15 protein-coding genes are annotated in these 18,785 nt (G+C 43.9%); 6 read left to right on the top strand and 9 right to left on the bottom strand.

The annotated features are described in order from the left end of the window. The first annotated feature begins 13 nt into the window (after positions 1-13). Both PXH68_RS02510 and PXH68_RS02505 read left to right on the top strand, forming a co-directional pair. Entirely contained in the window at positions 14-994 is a 981-nt protein-coding gene (locus PXH68_RS02510; RefSeq protein WP_248028323.1) for a Gfo/Idh/MocA family protein, read from the top strand. 36 nt (positions 995-1,030) lie between these two features. After that, complete coding sequence (locus PXH68_RS02505; RefSeq protein WP_248028324.1) at positions 1,031-2,113, top strand: DEAD/DEAH box helicase; 1,083 nt, start codon at positions 1,031-1,033, stop codon at positions 2,111-2,113. Between the two features lie 26 nt (positions 2,114-2,139). On the opposite strand, the gene PXH68_RS02500 is transcribed toward PXH68_RS02505, so the two are convergent. The 4 genes from PXH68_RS02500 to PXH68_RS02485 form a co-directional block, all read right to left on the bottom strand. Continuing rightward, positions 2,140-3,537, bottom strand: coding sequence for a polysaccharide deacetylase family protein (locus PXH68_RS02500; RefSeq protein ID WP_248028325.1), 1,398 nt, complete (start codon positions 3,535-3,537; stop codon positions 2,140-2,142). A 161-nt stretch (positions 3,538-3,698) separates the two neighbouring features. Then, complete coding sequence (gene gloA / locus PXH68_RS02495; RefSeq protein ID WP_172043668.1) at positions 3,699-4,082, bottom strand: lactoylglutathione lyase; 384 nt, start codon at positions 4,080-4,082, stop codon at positions 3,699-3,701. A 66-nt stretch (positions 4,083-4,148) separates the two neighbouring features. After that, the gene (locus PXH68_RS02490; protein ID WP_248028326.1) at positions 4,149-9,704 is read right to left on the bottom strand and encodes a discoidin domain-containing protein; all 5,556 of its coding nucleotides are present in this window, start codon (positions 9,702-9,704) and stop codon (positions 4,149-4,151) included. A gap of 508 nt (positions 9,705-10,212) precedes the next feature. Beyond that, the gene (locus PXH68_RS02485; protein ID WP_158455453.1) at positions 10,213-10,899 is read right to left on the bottom strand and encodes a phosphoglycerate mutase; all 687 of its coding nucleotides are present in this window, start codon (positions 10,897-10,899) and stop codon (positions 10,213-10,215) included. 224 nt (positions 10,900-11,123) lie between these two features. Here PXH68_RS02485 and PXH68_RS02480 point away from each other — a divergent pair, with 224 nt between their 5' ends. The 3 genes from PXH68_RS02480 (at position 11,124) to PXH68_RS02470 (ending at position 14,821) form a co-directional block, all read left to right on the top strand. Continuing rightward, entirely contained in the window at positions 11,124-12,299 is a 1,176-nt protein-coding gene (locus tag PXH68_RS02480; protein ID WP_248028327.1) for an acetyl-CoA C-acetyltransferase, read from the top strand. 28 nt (positions 12,300-12,327) lie between these two features. Beyond that, positions 12,328-13,482 carry a hydroxymethylglutaryl-CoA synthase gene (locus PXH68_RS02475; protein ID WP_248028328.1) on the top strand — a complete coding sequence of 385 codons (1,155 nt, stop codon included), beginning with the start codon at positions 12,328-12,330 and terminating at the stop codon, positions 13,480-13,482. 67 nt (positions 13,483-13,549) lie between these two features. After that, positions 13,550-14,821, top strand: a complete 1,272-nt coding sequence (locus PXH68_RS02470; RefSeq protein WP_248028329.1) for a hydroxymethylglutaryl-CoA reductase, degradative — start codon at positions 13,550-13,552, stop codon at positions 14,819-14,821. 9 nt (positions 14,822-14,830) lie between these two features. Here PXH68_RS02470 and PXH68_RS02465 read toward each other — a convergent pair whose 3' ends face one another. Beyond that, positions 14,831-15,295 (bottom strand): GNAT family N-acetyltransferase, encoded by a 465-nt coding sequence (locus PXH68_RS02465; protein ID WP_248028330.1) that lies wholly within the window; start codon positions 15,293-15,295, stop codon positions 14,831-14,833. Between the two features lie 471 nt (positions 15,296-15,766). Here PXH68_RS02465 and PXH68_RS02460 point away from each other — a divergent pair, with 471 nt between their 5' ends. Continuing rightward, complete coding sequence (locus tag PXH68_RS02460; protein ID WP_105128986.1) at positions 15,767-15,934, top strand: YjzC family protein; 168 nt, start codon at positions 15,767-15,769, stop codon at positions 15,932-15,934. A 211-nt stretch (positions 15,935-16,145) separates the two neighbouring features. Here the strand turns inward: PXH68_RS02460 and PXH68_RS02455 are convergent, their stop codons facing one another. The 4 genes from PXH68_RS02455 to PXH68_RS02440 all read right to left on the bottom strand — a co-directional run bounded on the left by PXH68_RS02455 (position 16,146) and on the right by PXH68_RS02440 (position 18,715). Then, positions 16,146-16,421: an HU family DNA-binding protein gene (locus PXH68_RS02455; RefSeq protein WP_093650803.1), complete on the bottom strand. Its 276-nt coding sequence runs from the start codon at positions 16,419-16,421 to the stop codon at positions 16,146-16,148. A 90-nt stretch (positions 16,422-16,511) separates the two neighbouring features. After that, positions 16,512-17,105, bottom strand: coding sequence for a YpmS family protein (locus tag PXH68_RS02450; protein ID WP_248028331.1), 594 nt, complete (start codon positions 17,103-17,105; stop codon positions 16,512-16,514). After that, on the bottom strand, positions 17,077-17,811 hold the full coding sequence (locus tag PXH68_RS02445; RefSeq protein ID WP_248028332.1) for an SGNH/GDSL hydrolase family protein: 735 nt from the start codon (positions 17,809-17,811) through the stop codon (positions 17,077-17,079). The genes PXH68_RS02450 and PXH68_RS02445 overlap by 29 nt, the downstream gene beginning before the upstream one ends. A 70-nt stretch (positions 17,812-17,881) precedes the next feature. Beyond that, a complete protein-coding gene (locus PXH68_RS02440) occupies positions 17,882-18,715 on the bottom strand; it encodes a DegV family protein (protein WP_248028333.1) in 834 nt (277 codons plus the stop codon). Between the last annotated feature and the right edge of the window lie 70 nt (positions 18,716-18,785).

Genomic DNA, 18,785 nt, shown 5'->3' with positions numbered 1-18,785 from the left:
GAAAAGAGAAAATATGATCAGATTTGGTGTCATTGGTAGCTCATTTATCAGTCAAAAGTTTATAGAAACCGCACATTCCACCCAAAAATTTCAATTGTCTGCTGTTTTTTCAAGACAATTAGAACGAGCCCAGGAGTTTGCAGCACCTTTTCAATCTGCACAAGCTTTCGCAGATTGGCAGGAATTTTTAGCCCAGGATCTAGATGCCATCTACATCGCAAGCCCAAATGCTTTGCATTACGAGCAAGCTAAGGCTGTCCTTCTGGCAGGAAAGCATGCTATCGTCGAAAAGCCCATGGTTTGCCATCCTGACCAGCTTGCTGAACTCCTTCGTATTGCTAAAGAAAACAAGGTTTTCCTCCTCGAAGCTGCTCGCAACACCTACGAAGCAGCCTTTGAATCCATTGGCTCCTTTTTACGAAATCACACTATTTTGGGCGCTCAGTTTTCTTATGCCAAGTATTCCTCAAAGATGCCTGAGCTACTAGCCGGAACAGAACCCAATATCTTTTCCGAAAAGATGGCTGGCGGGGCCTTGATGGACCTAGGTGTCTATGCCTTGTATGCTAGCGTGACCCTCTTTGGTCCTGCACAAAAGGTCGCTTATCAAGCTCAGCAACTCCCAAATACTGTTGACCTCAATGGATTTGGGTACTTGGACTATGGCCACTTTCAAGTGGGTATCTTTGCTGGAAAAAATCTGACTAGTACCCTTGTAAATGAAATCTACACGGATAAGGGGACCTTGGTGCTAGACAGCTGCCAACATATTCAGAAGGCTACCTTCTACTACCATGATGGAAGCCATATTGACTTGGACATTCACGCCCCTTCCGATAACATGTTAGAAGAATGCCTTAGCTTTATCCATATCATTGAAAAGGGTGACCAAGTCTTGGCTGATAGCCTGACCCAACGGGCTGAAGCTGTCCATCAAGCCTTGTATGACATGCGTCAAGTAGCCGGCATTCACTTTTCATCCGACCCTATTTAAGCACAGAAAGGAATGGACTTTGTCCATCTCATAACTATGAAATCACATTTTCCAACAAGCTGGACCACTCAGATGGAAGAGCTTCAATTTCAAGACTTTACCCCCATTCAAGAGGCTATTTTTGCTCCAATCTCTGAAGGGAAAAACGTTTTAGCACTTAGCCCAACAGGTTCTGGAAAAACCTTGGCTTATCTCTGGCCTAGTCTCTTAAAGCTAAAGCCTAAAAAAGCCCAACAATTACTCATTCTTGCACCAAATACAGAATTAGCGGGGCAGTTGTTCGATGTCTGTAAAACCTGGGGAGAAAGCCTCGGCTTGACCTGTCAGCTCTTTTTATCTGGTTCCAGTCAAAAACGCCAGATTGAGCGCTTAAAGAAAGGGCCTGAAATCCTGATTGGCACACCAGGTCGTATATTTGAGCTGATTAAACTCAAAAAAATCAAAATGATGAACGTTGAAACTATCGTCTTGGATGAATTCGATGAATTATTCAGCGATTCTCATTATCATTTCGTGGAGAAAATCGGCCACTATGTTCCAAAGGACTACCAATTCATTTACCTGAGTGCAACCAGCAAGTTTGACCCAAGTAAATTGGCGCCAGGTACCGTCACCATTGATGTCACAAAATCAGAAACTTCTACCATCGACCACTACTACATCATGGTCGAAAAACGTGATCGTCTAGACTTATTGCGTAAGTTTGCAAACCTTCCTGATTTTCGTGCCTTAACCTTCTTTAATCAACTGTCAGACTTGGGTGCCAGTGAAGAGCGGCTCCAATTCCATCAAGCCAATGTCATTTCCTTGGCATCAGATGTCAATGTGAAATTCCGCAAAGTTATCTTGGAGCGTTTCAAACAAGGGCAATTGCATCTCCTCTTAGCAACTGACTTGGTAGCACGTGGGATTGACATCGAAAACTTAGAATGTGTCATAAACTATGACATTCCTTTTGATAAGGCTAGCTACACCCACCGAGCTGGACGAACCGGCCGAATGGGTAAAGACGGTATGGTCATCACCATGGTCACGAGCAACTATGAACTTCAACAACTGAAAAAATTTGCTTCGGTCCAAGAAGTTGAATTAAAAAACCAACAATTATTTAAAAAATAAGAGGCTAGTAAAACTAGCCTCTTATTTTATTGTGCTACGAGAGAATTATCTTTTGAATAATAGATACGTTGGCTGCTTAGCTGATCTCCTAAAACCTGGCTTGCAGTTCCAATCGTATACCCCTTGCTTAGCAAGTAAGATAAGACTCCATCTAGGGAAGCGACTGTTGATTGGTGGATATCATGCAACAAGAGCACACCGCCTGGATGGGCTTGTGCCTGAACTTCTTTTAAAATGCTTGTAGCATTCCGTGACTGCCAATCCTTAGAATCAATCGACCAGTTGATAATCGGCATCTGAATAGAAGACATGGTTGTTGCATTGATTGCACCATAAGGCGGTCGCATCAAGCTAGGCTTAAAGCCAACAGCTGCTTCGATAGCTGATTGTGTTTGCTGGATTTCTGCTGCTACATCTGTAGCAGAAAGTTTCGTCAAGTTTGGATGACTCCAAGAATGGTTGGCAATCTCATGCCCTTCTGCTACCATTCTTTGCAGAATTGCTTCATTTCCTGCGACAGACTTTCCTAAGACAAAGAAGGTTGCCTTGACCTGGTATTTTTTCAAGATATCTAAAACTAGCGGTGTTGTGGCTGGATTTGGTCCATCATCAAAGGTTAAAGCAATCATGTTGCGGTATTTTTTAGCCTCTTCTTCTGCTAGATAAGTCTGATAACTAGCCTGATCCTGACTCGACAAATACTGACTATTGACCACAGGGAAAAAGCTAGCAATCGGTAGCCCAATCTGCTCGACCAAATAGGTTTCTTTTGGTAGTAGTAAGAAAATCTGGCTATCTGAGTAAGAAAGTGTAAACTGGGTGAGGTCAGCAGTCTGAAATGCCTGTAGTATATTTGTTTTTTCTGTAGCATCAACTCCGAGCTGGTCCAAGCTTGCTGACAGGACCCCCTCAAATTGGGGACGGAGCGTTCCCATATCCGTTACCAAATCAGACAAATCAAAAGGATCTGCTTGGGCTGTCAATAAAACCTGACCGACCTCTTCAACTTGTTTTGAACTGATTTTAGTCCCCTTCATCTGGTAGCGATTGGAAAGAATCTCATGCTTAGTTACAGTTGAAAATTCAGAAGCTTGACTCTTAGAACGGACTTCTATGTAGTCTGAAATTCCTTTCTTTCCAGCTTGCTTGCCCAATTTCCCTTGGACATAGGCTTCTATTTTTGTTCTCACTGTTTCCAAAGGCTGCCCAGCTTCATTTTTAGGAATGGCCGCCGATACAACTGTAGTACCAACCTTTCCTTTTTGAACATAGGTGGCAGCCTGTTTTTTCAGCTGACTTTCTTGCTGTTGAATAAATTGATCCCATGTTCGGTACTGATAAAGTTGATAGGTTTTAAAACCTAAAACAACTATACAAGCTAACAAAATAACATTAACCACTGCTAAAATAACTGTTTTTCTCATCCTACTCACCTCATTCTTGTACAAATCTTCACTACTATTCTATCAAATATATTAGGAGGCCTCAACCAAGATTCGATATTTTTTGGAAAATAGCTACCTTTTTTCAGATACTTTTCCGCAATTTCTTTACAAAAAACCTACTCATCTGAGTAGGTTTTCTGCTAGTCTGCACGGATAACCTCGACACGGTAGCCATCTGGATCCGTTACGAAATAATAGCGTCCAGGGCTGCCTGGTAATCCCTTGATGTCTGTCGTTGGATAGCCCAAGTCCTTGTGTTTTTGGTTGTCTCCTTCCAAATCATCTGATGAGAGAGCCAGGTGTGAGAAGCCGTCACCAACTGTATATGGTCCATGACCGTAGTTGTAGGTCAGTTCAATTTCAAATGAATCCCCTTCAAGTGCCAGATACACCAAGGTAAATTGATGGTCTGGATAGTCCTTTCGGCGAGTTTCCTTGAAACCAAAACCTTCTTCATAGAAGCGTTGAGATGCTTCGAGATTTTCCACACGCAAACAAGCGTGTAACATTTTTTTACTTGCCATTTGCTACCTCCTTTTTTTCGAGTATAGCACAGTTAGGAAAAAACTTCCATTGACAGCACTTTTGTATCACTGCTCTTTTCGCTTCTTAGCTAAGCACAAGCCTGTCAAACCAAGGAACCCAAGACTTGCTAAGGTTGAAACTACCGAATCAGCTTGCCCTGTTTTCGGAAGTGCTTGACCTTCCGATTTTGTTGGTGTTTGAGAGGCAGTAACAATCGTCTCTTTCTCCCCTTTATCTGGCAAACTACCAAGTGGTTTTTCTGCCGTCCAGAGACCTGAGCCATGAAGCGTGAGATGACCCAATGGTTTTTCTGGCGTCAGCAATCCGTCTCCATTGATGGAAATATGTCCCAATGGTAAAGCCTCTGCTGTTGGAGCAGTATCAGGAACTGCGGTCACCAATTCTTCGATAGGTTGCTCTGGATCAGTTGGTTGGTCTGGTTGAACAGGTACTTCTGGATCAATTGGTTGATCTGGCTGAACAGGTACTTCTGGATCAGTAGGTTGGTCTGGTTGAACAGGGGATTCTGGATCAGTTGGTTGGTCTGGCTGAACAGGTACTTCTGGTTGAATTGGAGAAGCAGCTGGGCCATATACCGCAATCTCTTTTCCAGATACAAAGCCACCAACACTTGCTAACCAATGAACCTTGATGAATCGAGCCTTGCTTCCTTCTGGAAGAAGAGCCACTTTTTCCGTATTATTGACTGCCCAAGCAATCGGCGCCGTTACTTCCTCCCACTCTTCTCCGTCATGACTGATGGACAATTTTACACTAGTAATCGTACCATTTCCGGCATTGTTGCGAGGTCGATAGAGGATGTGATCGATATCTTTTACTTGGCCCAAATCAAGAACAATGTGACTAGGAACCGCCTGACGATTCGCCCAAGAACTATGGTAAAGCGTCGTATCGTTTCCATCGATGAAATAGGTCAATTCTGTTCCTGCTTGGTCCGCAATTGGAGTGGTCGCTAGAACAATCGGAACTTTTCTTGTCGCATCTTTGGCAGGAGTCACAAGACTTACTACTTCAGAAGCTTCAGATGTCCCCAAGCTATTTTTAGCCTTCACACGGAATCGATAGGTACTTTCTGGCGCCAAATTGTAAACAGTCCAGTTAGTCTGGTCTGTCTGCCCAACTGGAACAAAGCCATCTGCTGTCTCCTGCTCAATCAGGTATTCAAAGGCCTGCTTGTCTCCAGTCCAAGTCAGGGTCGCACTACCACTTGTTATGCGGTTGGCTTGAACCGAACCCGGTACTGTTGGTACAGCTGTGAAATTCACCGCCTGACGAATTGCTGAATCTGAAATTTCCTTTGTTCGAAGACCATTGCTGACTAAAATACCATCTTGCATGGTCAGATTAAGTGGACCATCTTTCAAGGCTTTGAGGGTAATGCGGCCAATTTCTCCACTTCCTGTCAATTGTGGCTTGTCACCAAAGTTAACAAAGCTAAAGACAATGTTGGACTGGTTGCCACGAGTACGGACATAGGAGAAGTTTTCAGCTTCTTTGGTAAAGGTTTGGTTGGCTGTTACTTGACCGACTACTTCAAACTGACTGCCATCGATCATCACAGTGCTCGTCAAGGCGTTGACAGCTTCCAAGTCTGCAGCCATCAAACGGATGGTAGTGGTTTGACCAGCTGTCAAATTTAGTTTGTCGGCCGTTAGATAAGTCCGACCTGCAGGGTTGCTTTGAGACGGTGTCGCGACACCACCCTCTAACTGAACTGCGGCCACACTAATATCGTAGGCATCAATCAGACCATTTTTATTAGAGTCTGCATGACTGATATAGCCAAAGTCATTGTCTTCCGTCCGCAAGCCAGTATAGTTCAAGAAGGAGGTCTTATCATCGTCTGAAATTCGTCCGTCATTACTAATATCACCTGGTATCAACATGCGGCTGCCTGGTTTTTTGAAGACCAGTAATTCCTCACCTGATACAAAGCTATTTACCCCCTCTGCAATATGCATCCGAACATAGCGCACGCGCGGAACTGCAAATTTATAGGTTTTGGTCTTATTGTCATTTGCCCAAACAGAGTAATATTCATCTGTAGTCCAGTTTACACCGTCTTCACTGACTTCAAAGTAGGCTTTCGTTATCCGACCATTTGCACCATTATCATTGCGTGGGTAGTATTCAATACGGTCCACTTCATAGGTTCCACCAAGGTCCATGTTAATGGTCGCTGGGAAGGATACTGCTTCACCCCATTGACTGTGGAATTGGTGACCAACTTGCTTATCAAATAATTTATCCAAGCCCTGACCACTCTGAGGTGTGATGTTGGTAGTTGCCTGTATGCCTTCGATAGCATCGCTCCACGGATCTTCATTGGTTGCTACGCGCAATTCTTGGGACCAATCTGATGCTCCTTTGGCATTAACGGCACGGATTTTGAAACTATGTTCACTGCCATAAGCGAAATCATCAAAGGTAAAGTTGGTACCAGTAATACCTGTAAAGAGAGTTCCATCTCGCAAAATATCATAAGAACTTGCACCCTCTACCCCTGTCCATTGAAGGCGGATCGAGCTTGCCGAAATCCCTTCCTCTGGTGCAGCAAGTCCTGTTGGAATCGTTGGAACTTGTAGATCTGCTGGCACTTCAGCAACTGGATTTTGATGAACAAAGCCGTCAATCGTAACAACAACTGCTGCCTGGGTAACGTCTCGAGCTGCCAACTTAATCTTCAAGAGGTCATTCATTTCCACCCGAAGATTTTGAATGTCTGCACTCTTTGGATTGTAAGTTGCCATCAATGGGTTGGCATGATAGTAGAATACATCGCTACCTGCCTCGTATTCTTCTAAGCTGTTTACTCGTCTCAGGGTCACATCTTGATTGCCCACGCGAACAGTCACAGCATCTACATCTTCTGAAACATTGACATGAAGCTCTGTTGTTTTTTCCTTGATAAATCCTGGGAAACTGCCTTCTGTTGCCCCAATCGTCAAGACTGCTCTGCCTTTTTCATTGGAATCACCAGCTTGACTGCTAATCACTGTTTTAGCCAATTGACCCGCCTGGTAACCAACGCTCTTACCATCATCTTCATAGAGGGTAAAGCTGGAATCCCCATGCGGATAGAATTGAATCACACGTTTGGTCCGGTCAATTTCTCCTGGATGATTGTTGGCATCAGTCATCGGGATGATGGCTCCATTTCGGACAAACACAGGAGCCTTCCAAAGCGGAGCAGCAAAGCCATTTAAGACCTGACCTCCCTTGTATTTTTGACCAGAATACCAGTCAATCCACTCCTGGTCCTCTCCACCTGGTAGGTAGATATTATTGCGGATGTCATCGCCATTTGCCTGCATGGCTGTATTCTTATAAACAGGTGCTACTAATAAGTTCGCCCCATACATATACTGATACTGAACATCCTTGCCATAGTTGATGACCTCGTCAGGGAATTCTATAAACATAGCACGCACGATTGGCTTCCCTGTTTCCCTCGCCTCGTGACCCAAGGAATAAGCATAAGGCATGAGGGTTGATTTTTGTTTGAGGGAGATACGGTTAATATCGGTTGTTCGATCATCAAAAGAGAATGGTGTTTTTGGTTTCGCACCCCAGCCATCCATGTTCATCAAGATGGAGGTGAATATTTTCCATTGGTAATCACGGGCATTGATAATCGGATCTGCACCACCAAATATTCCATCCATATCCGAACCAATGTTTGGATTTCCTGACAAGCCTAAGCCAATATAGGTCGGAATGTGGAAACGAATGTACTCCCATTCCCCACCAGACTGGTCACCACTCCAAATGGCCGCACTCCGCTGAGTACCCCCCCAACCATCCAAGGTGACGATAAATGGACGAGCCTGCTCAGCGCCACTTCCCTGGGTAATACGTTTGGCACCTTCGTCAATCCCGTTCAAGCCAAAGGAATAACCAGGACCAACCCAGGCAACGTCGGTCTTAATGGCCCGAATTCCTGCCTCAATCACTTCTTTGTCAATATCCCGATGAAGAACAACTTCCTTGCTTGGATTGGTATCAACAAGATCTGACTGGGTCCACAGTCCTACTTGAATGCCTTTTGATTTGGCATAGTCCACAAATTTTTTCAAATTGGCAATATTGCCATCCAGACTATCTGTTTGGCCATAACCTGCACCATAGCCATCGTTTGGCAGGAACCAGGCAAGCGGCATATTCTGCTCTTCATAGCGATCGATAACAGCTTTTGCTGAGAATAGATAACTGTTTCCCTCACCATTTAAGGTTTCCTTGACTGCATTTGCCCGATCGGCTTCTGGCAAATGTTGTGGCTGGTATTCACGATACCACTTGTCGCCTAGTTTAATAGCGCCACGTGTTCCTTCAGCGACTTCCACCCAGTAATCTCGGTTGTAGGCATTTAAGTGTCCCAGGTAAAGAGCATATTCAGGCAAAACAACTGGTGCTCCTGTCAATTCCTGGTAGTCTTTGATAATGGCAGTTGGACTGCTATTGATGAAGAAATAGGCATCAAAGCGCCCTTCAAGGTGCTTGGCCTCAACCTGGTCTGACTGTTCCGTTCCAAAATCATAGAAACCACGTTGGAAGGTGTTACGTAAAACACCGTAGCCATTTGTGGACCAGTAGAATGGACTTGGTGAAGTTACCCCGCCATCAACCCAGTTGTTTTCGTTTACAATGTTTATCTTTTGGCCCTTGTGACTGAAGCGACCATTTTGCATTCCTCCACCGAAGAAGAACTCATTTTCATCCTGGCTCAGCACTTGACTGGTTTGAGTCGGGGTGATTTGGACTGGCAAAACTTCCTTAGTGACATATTTGTTGGCAAGGCGGTCAAAAACAGACATGCGGGCAGTCGCCTTATCAAAGAAAATCCAGATTTTTTCTGTTTCAAGAATATAGCGATGCTCCTCCTCCAACAACCGACCAACCTGCTGATAGTCTTGACGATAAGCTTCCAAGGATTTCACCGTAATGGTCGCAGGTCGGTCTTCGCGACTAGGTGCTGGATGCTCTTGGAAATCCCCTGTTTTGTCAATATAATAACGGAAAACATGGTCGTTATAGAGGCTGACCTGGGCTTGCTCACCTGTTTGATAGCGAATGGTCGCGACACCATTATCAAAAGTCAATCCTGTGATGGCACCAACTGCAGTAGCTGGTTTTGAAAAACTAGCGTCCGCTTGATGACTAGGCAGTTCTGTGGTCGGAGAAGGACTAACCGCAGCAGGCTGGGCCGCAGGAGCAAACTCCATCCGCTCAACTTCGGAGTTACTTGCCAAATTGTCTGAACCAACCCTTGTGTCTGCGGACAAAACAGGCACCTCTGATTCTACGGTTTCAGTTCCTTCAGCAACATCTCCAGTTTCTCCTTCCAGATTTGCTACTGGGGAACTGTCGGTTCCTACTTCATCGACTTCTTCAGCAACCTCGTCCACTTTCAACTCTTCTGAAGCCTCCTCAGGAGATAATTGATTGCTGATTGTATTTTCTCCCTCAAGGCCTGTCTCTGCAAAAACTGACTGACCACCAAAGAGACTACAACCAATCGCAACAGAAGCGACACCAACTGCTAGCCGCCGAATCGAAAAACGATAGCGTTTATCAAATAGATATTTGGAATGTTGACTCATTTGTTCCTCCTCATTTGTAAAAATGTGTAGAATTCTCTCAATCATACTATACTAAATCCTGACAATAAATTCAATATATGTATATACTTTTTACAAGTGTTTTCGCATGTTTTTGAACAAACTTTCCAAATATGTAAAAAACCTCTATTAACTTATACAAACAGAGGTATTCTAGTAACAGAAAACAAACTGACACAACTTGACTGCCTCACTTTCTTATTCTCCAAGCAAATGATTGCCCAGTCTAAGAGAGTGAAAACTTTCCGTGAACTGTTTCAGCCCGACCCTAGAGATAGCGAAGTGAGGTTCTAGTGGAGATGAAGCAAGCGAGCACAAATCCCAGAACAACTTTTCAACATCCTGTCATCTTACAGCACAGTGTTTGATTGACTAAAGAGTCAGCAATCAAGACTGTTACTAAATTCCCATTTTGTCTAACCTCAACTGTTCTCCTTTTTGTCAAATCTAAAAAACACCTGAGGAAAGCTCAGGTGTTTTGCTCACAATATTATAGGTAATATTCTTTTACAATGTTCAAGTTTTCATCCAATTCGAAAACAAGTGGTGGGAAGTTTGGAATTTCCACATCCATGATTTCGTCATCAGACAAGCCTTTGATGTGTTTTACAAGGGCACGGATTGAGTTACCGTGTGCACCTACGAATACGTTTTTGCCGTCTTTCAAAGCTGGAGCAATTTTATCTTCCCAGAATGGAAGAGCGCGCTCAAGCGTTACTTTCAAGTTTTCAGCATCTGGAATAACTGCTGAGTCAAGGTGAGCATAACGACGGTCAGTATGTGCTGAGTGCTCATCGTCTTTTGCCATATCTGGAGGCAATACATCGTATGAACGACGCCAGATGTGAACTTGCTCATCACCGAATTGTTCTGCAGCTTCTGCCTTGTTTTTACCTGTCAAACCACCGTAGTGACGCTCGTTCAAACGCCATGATTTTTCAACTGGTACCCACAATTGGTCCGCAGACTCAAGTGCCAAGTTAGTTGTTTTAATCGCACGTTTCAATACTGATGTGAAAGCAAGGTCAAACTCGATACCAGCTTCTTTGATCAAAAGACCAGCGTCGATTGCTTGTTGAGTACCTTTGTCAGACAAATCAACATCAGCCCAACCAGTGAAAAGGTTAGCTTTGTTCCATTCAGACTCACCGTGGCGAGCAAAAACCAATTTTACCATTAATGGATTCTCCTTTTTATTTTGAGGTTTCCCTCTGTTACCCTTCTATTTTACACGAATTTCAGGAAAAAGGCTAGTCTTTCCCATTTCTGATTACGCTTACATGTCCTTACCGCCAAAATCAGCCCTGAGACTGATTTTTATTTCCTTGTTTTTGCCAAAAAAATGGTATAATGAATGAAAGAAATTTGGAAATATTTCCTAGTCTATTGTTAGGAGTACCCATGAAAAAAGTTGCTATCGTCTCAGCCTACCGATCTGCAATCGGTAGTTTTGGAGGCAGTCTCAAGGACATTGCCATCGCCGATTTAGGTGCACAAGTCCTTGAACACGCACTCAGTACCAAACACATACCAAAAGAAGACATTGACGAAGTCATTTTCGGCAATGTCCTTTCTGCTGGGCATGGACAAAATATTGCCCGTCAAATCGCCCTAAAGGCTGGACTTCCAGAAACCACCTCCGCTTACTGTGTCAATAAAGTTTGCGGATCAGGTCTCAAGTCAGTCCTCCTGGCTGCCCAATCCATCATGCTTGGTGACAATGATGTCGTTGTTGCTGGAGGCATCGAAATCATGAGCCAAGCTGCCTATCTCTCCAAATCCAGCCGATTTGGAAGTAAGTTTGGCCATATTACTTTAGAAGATTCCATGTTGACAGATGGTTTGACAGATGCTTTCAACGACTATCACATGGGCATTACAGCTGAAAATGTGGCTGAACGCTATCAAATCAGTCGTGAAGCCCAAGACGCCTTTGCATACTCTAGTCAAGAAAAAGCTGCAAAAGCTATTGCTGAAGGACGCTTTATCGATGAGATTGTACCAATAAAGCTGAAGAGTCGAAAGGGCGAAAGTATTTTTGATAAGGATGAGTATCCTCGACTAACACCACTTGAAAAACTGGCGACCTTACGACCTGCCTTCAAAAAAGATGGAACGGTTACAGCTGCCAATGCTTCTGGTATCAATGATGGCTGTGCAGTCCTCATTCTCATGTCTGAGGAAAAGGCTAATGAGCTAAACCTCATGCCTCTGGCCTATATCGAAAGTTATGCTACAAGCGGTCTAGATCCTGCCCTCATGGGAATGGGACCAGTTACTGCAAGTAAAAAGGCGCTTCAAAAGATTGGCAAAACTGTAGAAGATATTGATTTATTTGAACTAAATGAGGCATTCGCAGCCCAATCCATTCCAGTTGTCGAACAATTAGGAGCTGACCCTTCCAAGGTCAATGTCAACGGCGGTGCCATCGCTTTGGGCCACCCGATTGGAGCTAGCGGCAGTCGAATCTTGGTTAGCCTCATCCATGAACTCAACAAACAAGATAAAAAGCTGGGCCTCTGTGCCCTCTGTATCGGAGGCGGTCAAGGAATAAGCCTCATTATTTCTCATGCATAAAACAAGGAATAGGTTGGAAGGAACACTTATGAACATCGGTATTGATAAAATCGGCTTTGCGGCGCCAGATTTTGTTTTAGATTTGGCTGATTTAGCCCTAGCCCGCAACATTGATCCCAATAAATATAAAATCGGACTTCTCCAGTCAGAGATGGCTGTTGCACCCGTCACGCAAGACATTGTCTCCCTCGGCGCTCAAGCTGCTGCAGCTATCTTGACAGAAGAAGACAAACAGACCATTGACATGGTCATCGTCGGAACTGAGTCAAGCGTAGACCAGAGTAAGGCCGCTGCTGTATCTATTCATGGTTTATTAGGCATCCAGCCCTTTGCTCGCTCCATCGAGATGAAGGAAGCCTGCTACGGAGCTACAGCTGGACTCAGTTTAGCCAAGAGCCACATCGCTCAATTTCCTGATTCAAAAGTCTTGGTGATTGCCAGTGATATCGCCAAGTATGGATTAGAGTCAGGTGGTGAGCCAACTCAAGGTGCTGGCGCAGTTGCCATGTTGGTCACTGCTAACCCACGCATCATGGTCCTCAATAATGACAATGTTTGCCAGACTCGCGACATTTATGACTTCTGGCGACCAAACTATGACAAGTACCCTCGCGTTGATGGTCGCTTCTCTACAATCCAATACACCGACTGCTTGACCACAACCTTTGATTATTACCAGAAAAAAACAGGTCAGTCGCTTGAAGATTTTGCAGCCATGTGCTTGCACATCCCCTTCTCCAAGCAAGGTCTCAAAGGTTTGCAAGCCATCGCTAAAAATGAAGAAACCCTCAACCGCTTGACAGAGCGCTTCCAAGAAGCCATCGTCTATAACAAGGTTGTCGGCAATATCTACACAGGCTCCATCTTCCTCTCTCTCCTTTCCCTTTTGGAAAATAGCAGAGCGCTCGAGGCAGGGGATCAAATCCTCTTTTATAGCTATGGTAGCGGTGCTGTCTGTGAAATCTTCAGCGGTTCCCTTGTTGAAGGATACCAGAAACAATTGGACCAAAATCGCTTAGAAAGCCTCAACCAACGGACCAAAATCAGTATGGAAGAATATGAACAAATCTTCTTCCAAGAAATCAACTTGGACGAGACAGGTACATCAGTTGACCTTCCAGAAGATCCAAAACCCTTTGCCCTCATTCAAGTAGACAAACACAAACGGATTTATCGTAAATAAAAGCCAAAACGGCGCCCTTTGGCTCTCACCAAGGGCGCTTTTCGTTAGAAATTAGAAAGAGGAAACCATGGCACACTTCTCAGGATTCTATAAAAAATCACGCCAAGAGCGCATTGACATCCTCCACCAAAACAAACCTCTGTCAGAAACGAGCTTGGACATTCTTCATCATGACACCAATCTTCCTGAATCCATTGCAGGTAAGATGGCGGAGAACCATCTGGGAACCTTTTCCCTGCCCTTCTCGGTTCTGCCTGAATTACTTGTCGATGACCAGGTTTTCTCTGTTCCTATGGTGACAGAAGAACCTTCTGTGGTTGCCGCTGCTTCTTTCGGCGCCAAAATCATCGCTCGTTCTGGCGGTTTTACCACCACCATCCACAACCGTATCATGATTGGACAGGTGGCACTCTTTGATGTTCCTGACCATAGCCGAGCAAGTCAGGCTATTCTCGACCAGAAAGCTACTATTTTAGAAGCTGCCAATCAAGCCCATCCATCTATTGTGAAACGCGGAGGGGGCGCTCGTGACCTGACTGTGGAAAGTAAGGATGAGTTTTTGATTGTCTATCTTCAGGTGGATGTCCAAGAAGCCATGGGTGCTAATATTCTTAATAACATGCTTGAAGCCATTAAGGATGATTTGGAAGAACTCAGTCAAGGACAAGCCTTGATGGGAATTTTGTCCAACTATGCAACCGAATCTCTAGTCACTGCCCAGTGTCGTCTTGCCATATCCAGTCTGTCTACTAGCTTCTCTATTGCCCAAGAAACGGCTCAAAAAATTGCCCTAGCTAGCAAGCTAGCCCAGGTGGACCCTTATCGGGCTGCCACTCATAACAAGGGGATTTTTAACGGTATCGATGCCGTGGTGCTTGCGACTGGAAATGACTGGCGGGCGGTTGAGGCCGGTGCTCATGCTTATGCCAGCCGTGATGGACAGTACAAGGGACTCTCTACTTGGTCTATTGATGGGGAGCACTTGGTCGGCTCCATCACCCTGCCCCTTCCGATTGCTTCGGTCGGTGGCTCGATTGGGCTCAATCCCAAGGTGGCTGTTGCTTTTGACCTGCTCAACCAGCCCAAGGCTCGCCAACTAGCCTCCATCATCGCTTCTGTCGGTCTCTGTCAAAACTTTGCGGCCCTGCGAGCCTTGGTCACTTCTGGTATTCAGGCAGGTCATATGAAACTCCATGCCAAATCCCTAGCCCTCCTTGCTGGTGCTGAGGAACAAGAAGTGGATCAACTGGCCCAACTCCTGCGCAAAGAAAAACACAGCAACCTAGAAACTGCACAGAAACTATTGGCAACTTTGAGACAACATAAAAAAGAGGGATAGCCTCTTTTTTTAGTCGATTATTTGCTCCATGCGGAACTTTTGCGGCTTCATACCCAAGCGTTCATAAAATCGAACGGCTCCCGAATTGTCAGCCCATACGTCCAATGTTAGGTTGTGACAACCTTGCTCCTTGGCATAGGAAAGGGCAAAGTCATAGAATTGCTCACCGATTTTTTGACCACGCGCAGCACTGGCCACACACAAATCATCTATGAAGAGGGTTTTGACTGGTTCCAAAACATCACCTGTCGCAGTCCTAAGCTCACAAAATAGATGGCCAACCACTTGACCGTCCACTTCATAAACAAAAATCGGCTTAGCTGGATTGTCCAAAAGCGCCTTTAAGTCATCCTCAGAAAATTTTTGCCCTGAGCTTCTAAAAATATCCGGCCGCTCCTGATGATGGACCTGTAAAATATCTTGCAAGAGATTGATTAATACTGGAATATCAGCTTGCCTAGCTAAACGAATCATGCCATTTCCTCCTAGTTGATAGTATAGCATTTTTTTCAAAATAGGTCTAAAGACCGATGAATATTCTGAAAATTCGGTTATACTGTAAGTATATCCTAAAATTTTTCATAAATCTCCTTAAAAATCAGCCCACCAAGGCTGGTTTTTTTGTTGTACGAATAATTCCTGATAAAACAAAAAAATCAATACTTTTTAGAGGATTTTGCATAATATATTATTCCATCTATTGAGTCACAATATTAATTGTACTCAATCATCCAAATCAATCAAAATTTATAAATCAGTTTATCTTTATTTTTCTTCTTGAATATGAAAACAACTAGATATAGTATAGAAATACTTTTGTAACACTATATATAGTGAACTTTGTTATAATATACCTATGACAATCAGGAAAATAAATCCAACTTTAACTACCAAATTAAGTGATTTTCTCCTGTGCGTCAAGTATTAAGGAAAGGAGAAAACGATATGAGTAAAAACCTAATCAAACCAGGAACTGACAATCAACCTGCAGGGACATATCAAGAAGTTGGTCCTCGTGGTGGACAAGTTTCTGGCGGACGTGTGGTACACATCGACAAAGGTGATCGTTTACCACCTACTCAAGAACCTGGTCGAAACTGGGTCAAACAATAGCTACAGAGCGTGTCAAATTTTGATACGCTTTTCTTGACTCTTTCGTGCAAAATGCTTTTGCTCTATTTCACTCCGCAGACTCTGGGAGCCCCAAAACACAGAAAAAAGCCTATTGCATAACGTAGAAACGTTGATGCAATAGGCTTTTTCACGTTATTCCTCGCTCTTTTATTTCTAGGCGAGGGATAAAACAGTCTATCCCCAGACTGTTTTATTTAACCGCATCCTTGAGTGCTTTACCAGCTTTGAATGCTGGAACTTTTGATGCTGCGATTGTGATTTCTTCACCAGATTGTGGGTTACGACCTTTACGAGCTGCGCGTTCGCGAACTTCAAAGTTACCGAAACCGATCAATTGTACTTTTTCACCAGCTGCAAGGTAGTCAGCTACTGCTGCAAATACTGCATCAACTGCTGCTGCTGAGTCTTTTTTAGTCAATGAAGTTGCTTCTGCAACTTTTGCAATCAAATCTTGTTTATTAGCCATTTGCTAAGTCCTCCAATAATTTTCTGAGTTATTACTCACCTTAATATAGTACCTAAAAATCTCGATTTGGTCAAGTTTTTAATGCCATTTCTAGCTTTTTCGATAGAGATCTAGTAGGATTTGATCATTATATAAATCAATGGTATTTACTCGGGCAAATAGCCCTAAATCATTTTCCAACTGATTCAATGCGATAACGAGTTGACTCTGATCCTTATCAATCTGAATAAAGGTTGGTAGCTTGTAATTCTTATCAATGTAGGTCAGAATTTCCTTTGTTGGAAGCGGAAGCGTGCCTGCTGAAATTTCCGAAACTTTTAATAAGATATCACCGTTTTCAAGTTTGGAAGGGATAAAATAAATAGACAGTGGAATGCTAGAGCCAAGGAATTGGTAGCTACCTTCAAAAAGGAGAAATTGAGAATTGAGATAGACTTGATAAGAAAAATCCTCTGTTTGGTATTCTTCCAAATAGCTATTCATCAGTTGATTGAGTTCTTCTTTCGAGGTGCTAAATTGCCCAACCTTTTCACCAGTTTGGCTAGAAACTATCTGGCTAGCTATTTCTTCACGTACAGTTGTTACTCGCTTCCAAATGACCAATGCAAAGGCCAGTTGAAAGGCTAATAAGAGTAAACAGGCCCATTTCCAAACATTAATCTTGCCATTGCTCTTTGCTTGCATCAATTTCCTCCATCATCACTTTTTTTATGACCTCATAGCCTGTATGACTAGGGTGGAAGTAATCTTCAGAGGTCAAAAGGTCTTCTAGACTCAACTCTTCGGTCTGGTCCTGGTCAATCTCGACCATATCCTGATAAATATCTATATAGTAAACAGCTTTCAGACTAGATAGGGTCTCCTGGGTGGCTTGATTCCACTCCCGAATCAACTGGTCCAATTGGTCCAAATCTGGGAAATTAACCAAAAAGGGGTTATAGAGCCCTAAAACATAAATGGGTAGGTCGGGATTGTCTTGACGTGCTGTCTCAATCAACTGCAGCAAGCGTTTCTGATAATCCCGAATCCCTTTTGCTACAACCTGATCACTCAAATCCGTTAAGTGCCCAACTAAGAGCTTCCGCAGGTCATTACCACCGACAGTCAGGGTTAGTAAGTCCGCTGCTGCCAATTGTTTGGCCAGATCCGCTTCTTCCATTCGTTTCAAGATTTGCGAGCTTGTATTGCCTGAAACACCTTGATTGTAGCTGGTGACCTCATAGCCATAGCGATTGGTCAATTCTTGGGCTAAGAGCGGCACAAAGCCCCCCTGTCCAGTTTCATCCCCCACTCCTTCGGTCAGCGAATCCCCCAAAGCCAGGTAGGTCAAACTGGGCGGCGCCAGTTTTTCCTGCCCCTTGGACAAAATCGGAGCCTGGTTCGGAATCATTAAGTTCAATAATAGCAGAAAACCTAGAAGACTAAGGAAAAAGACTACTAGGTTTTCGATTATTTTCCGGCTATTCATAGCGCACTAAAATAGCCCAGGCATCCTCGCCTGTGTGAGTTTGAATGATGGAACCTGTTTCCAAGACCGAAATCGGACTAGAAACTTTATCTGCCAGTTTTTCCTTGATTTCCTGGGCGAATTGAGGTGATCCTGAATAGGAAACACCAATCTCAGCAACTGACTTTTGGGACAGGCTCTGGCTAAATTCATCCAGCCATTTCTTGAAGGTTTTGGCTCCGCGACCTTTGACAACTGGATTCAATTGATGGTCGGTCATCTCCATAATGACACGGATATTGAGCAGGGAGCTGAGTAAACCAGTAACTCGACCGATACGTCCCCCCTTGACTAGGTTTTCCAAGGTTGAAACCCCAATAAACAATTGGGTTTTTTCTTTGATTTCTTCTAGCTTAGCCAAGATTTCTTCCTTGCTCGCTCCAGCCTGTGCCATTTTTGCGGCTGCTACTACCTGGAATTTGGCTGCCTGGTCTGTAAAGCCTGAATCTATAACCGTTACATCTGCACCTGAAAGACTAGCCCCTTGGCGAGCGGCTTCAACAGTTCCAGAAAGGGCGTGAGAAAGATGGATAGCGATGATTTGACTGCCATCCTTCGCTAAGTCTGAAAAAGTCTCTGCAAACAAGCCAACAGGAGGTTGACTTGTTTTTGGTAAATGCTTGCTTTGACGCATCAATTGAAGAAACTGGCCTTCTGACAAATCCGCATCGGAATACACCACACCATCCACCATAACTGATAAAGGAACACGGGTGATGTCCAATTCTGCCAACAGACTTTCTTCCATTGTCGTGCTTGAATCCGTTACAATTTTAACTCGTGACATACATCTTCCTACTTTTCTTTTCAATGAATACCACTATTATATCAAATTTGGGCCAATTTTTGGAAATTTT

It is taken from the genome of Streptococcus sp. 29896, from assembly GCF_032594915.1.
Classification (GTDB): Bacteria; Bacillota; Bacilli; order Lactobacillales; family Streptococcaceae; genus Streptococcus; species Streptococcus suivaginalis.
The sequence above is the reverse complement of the archived record's forward strand: the minus strand, read 5'-3'. Positions and strand labels throughout refer to the sequence as shown.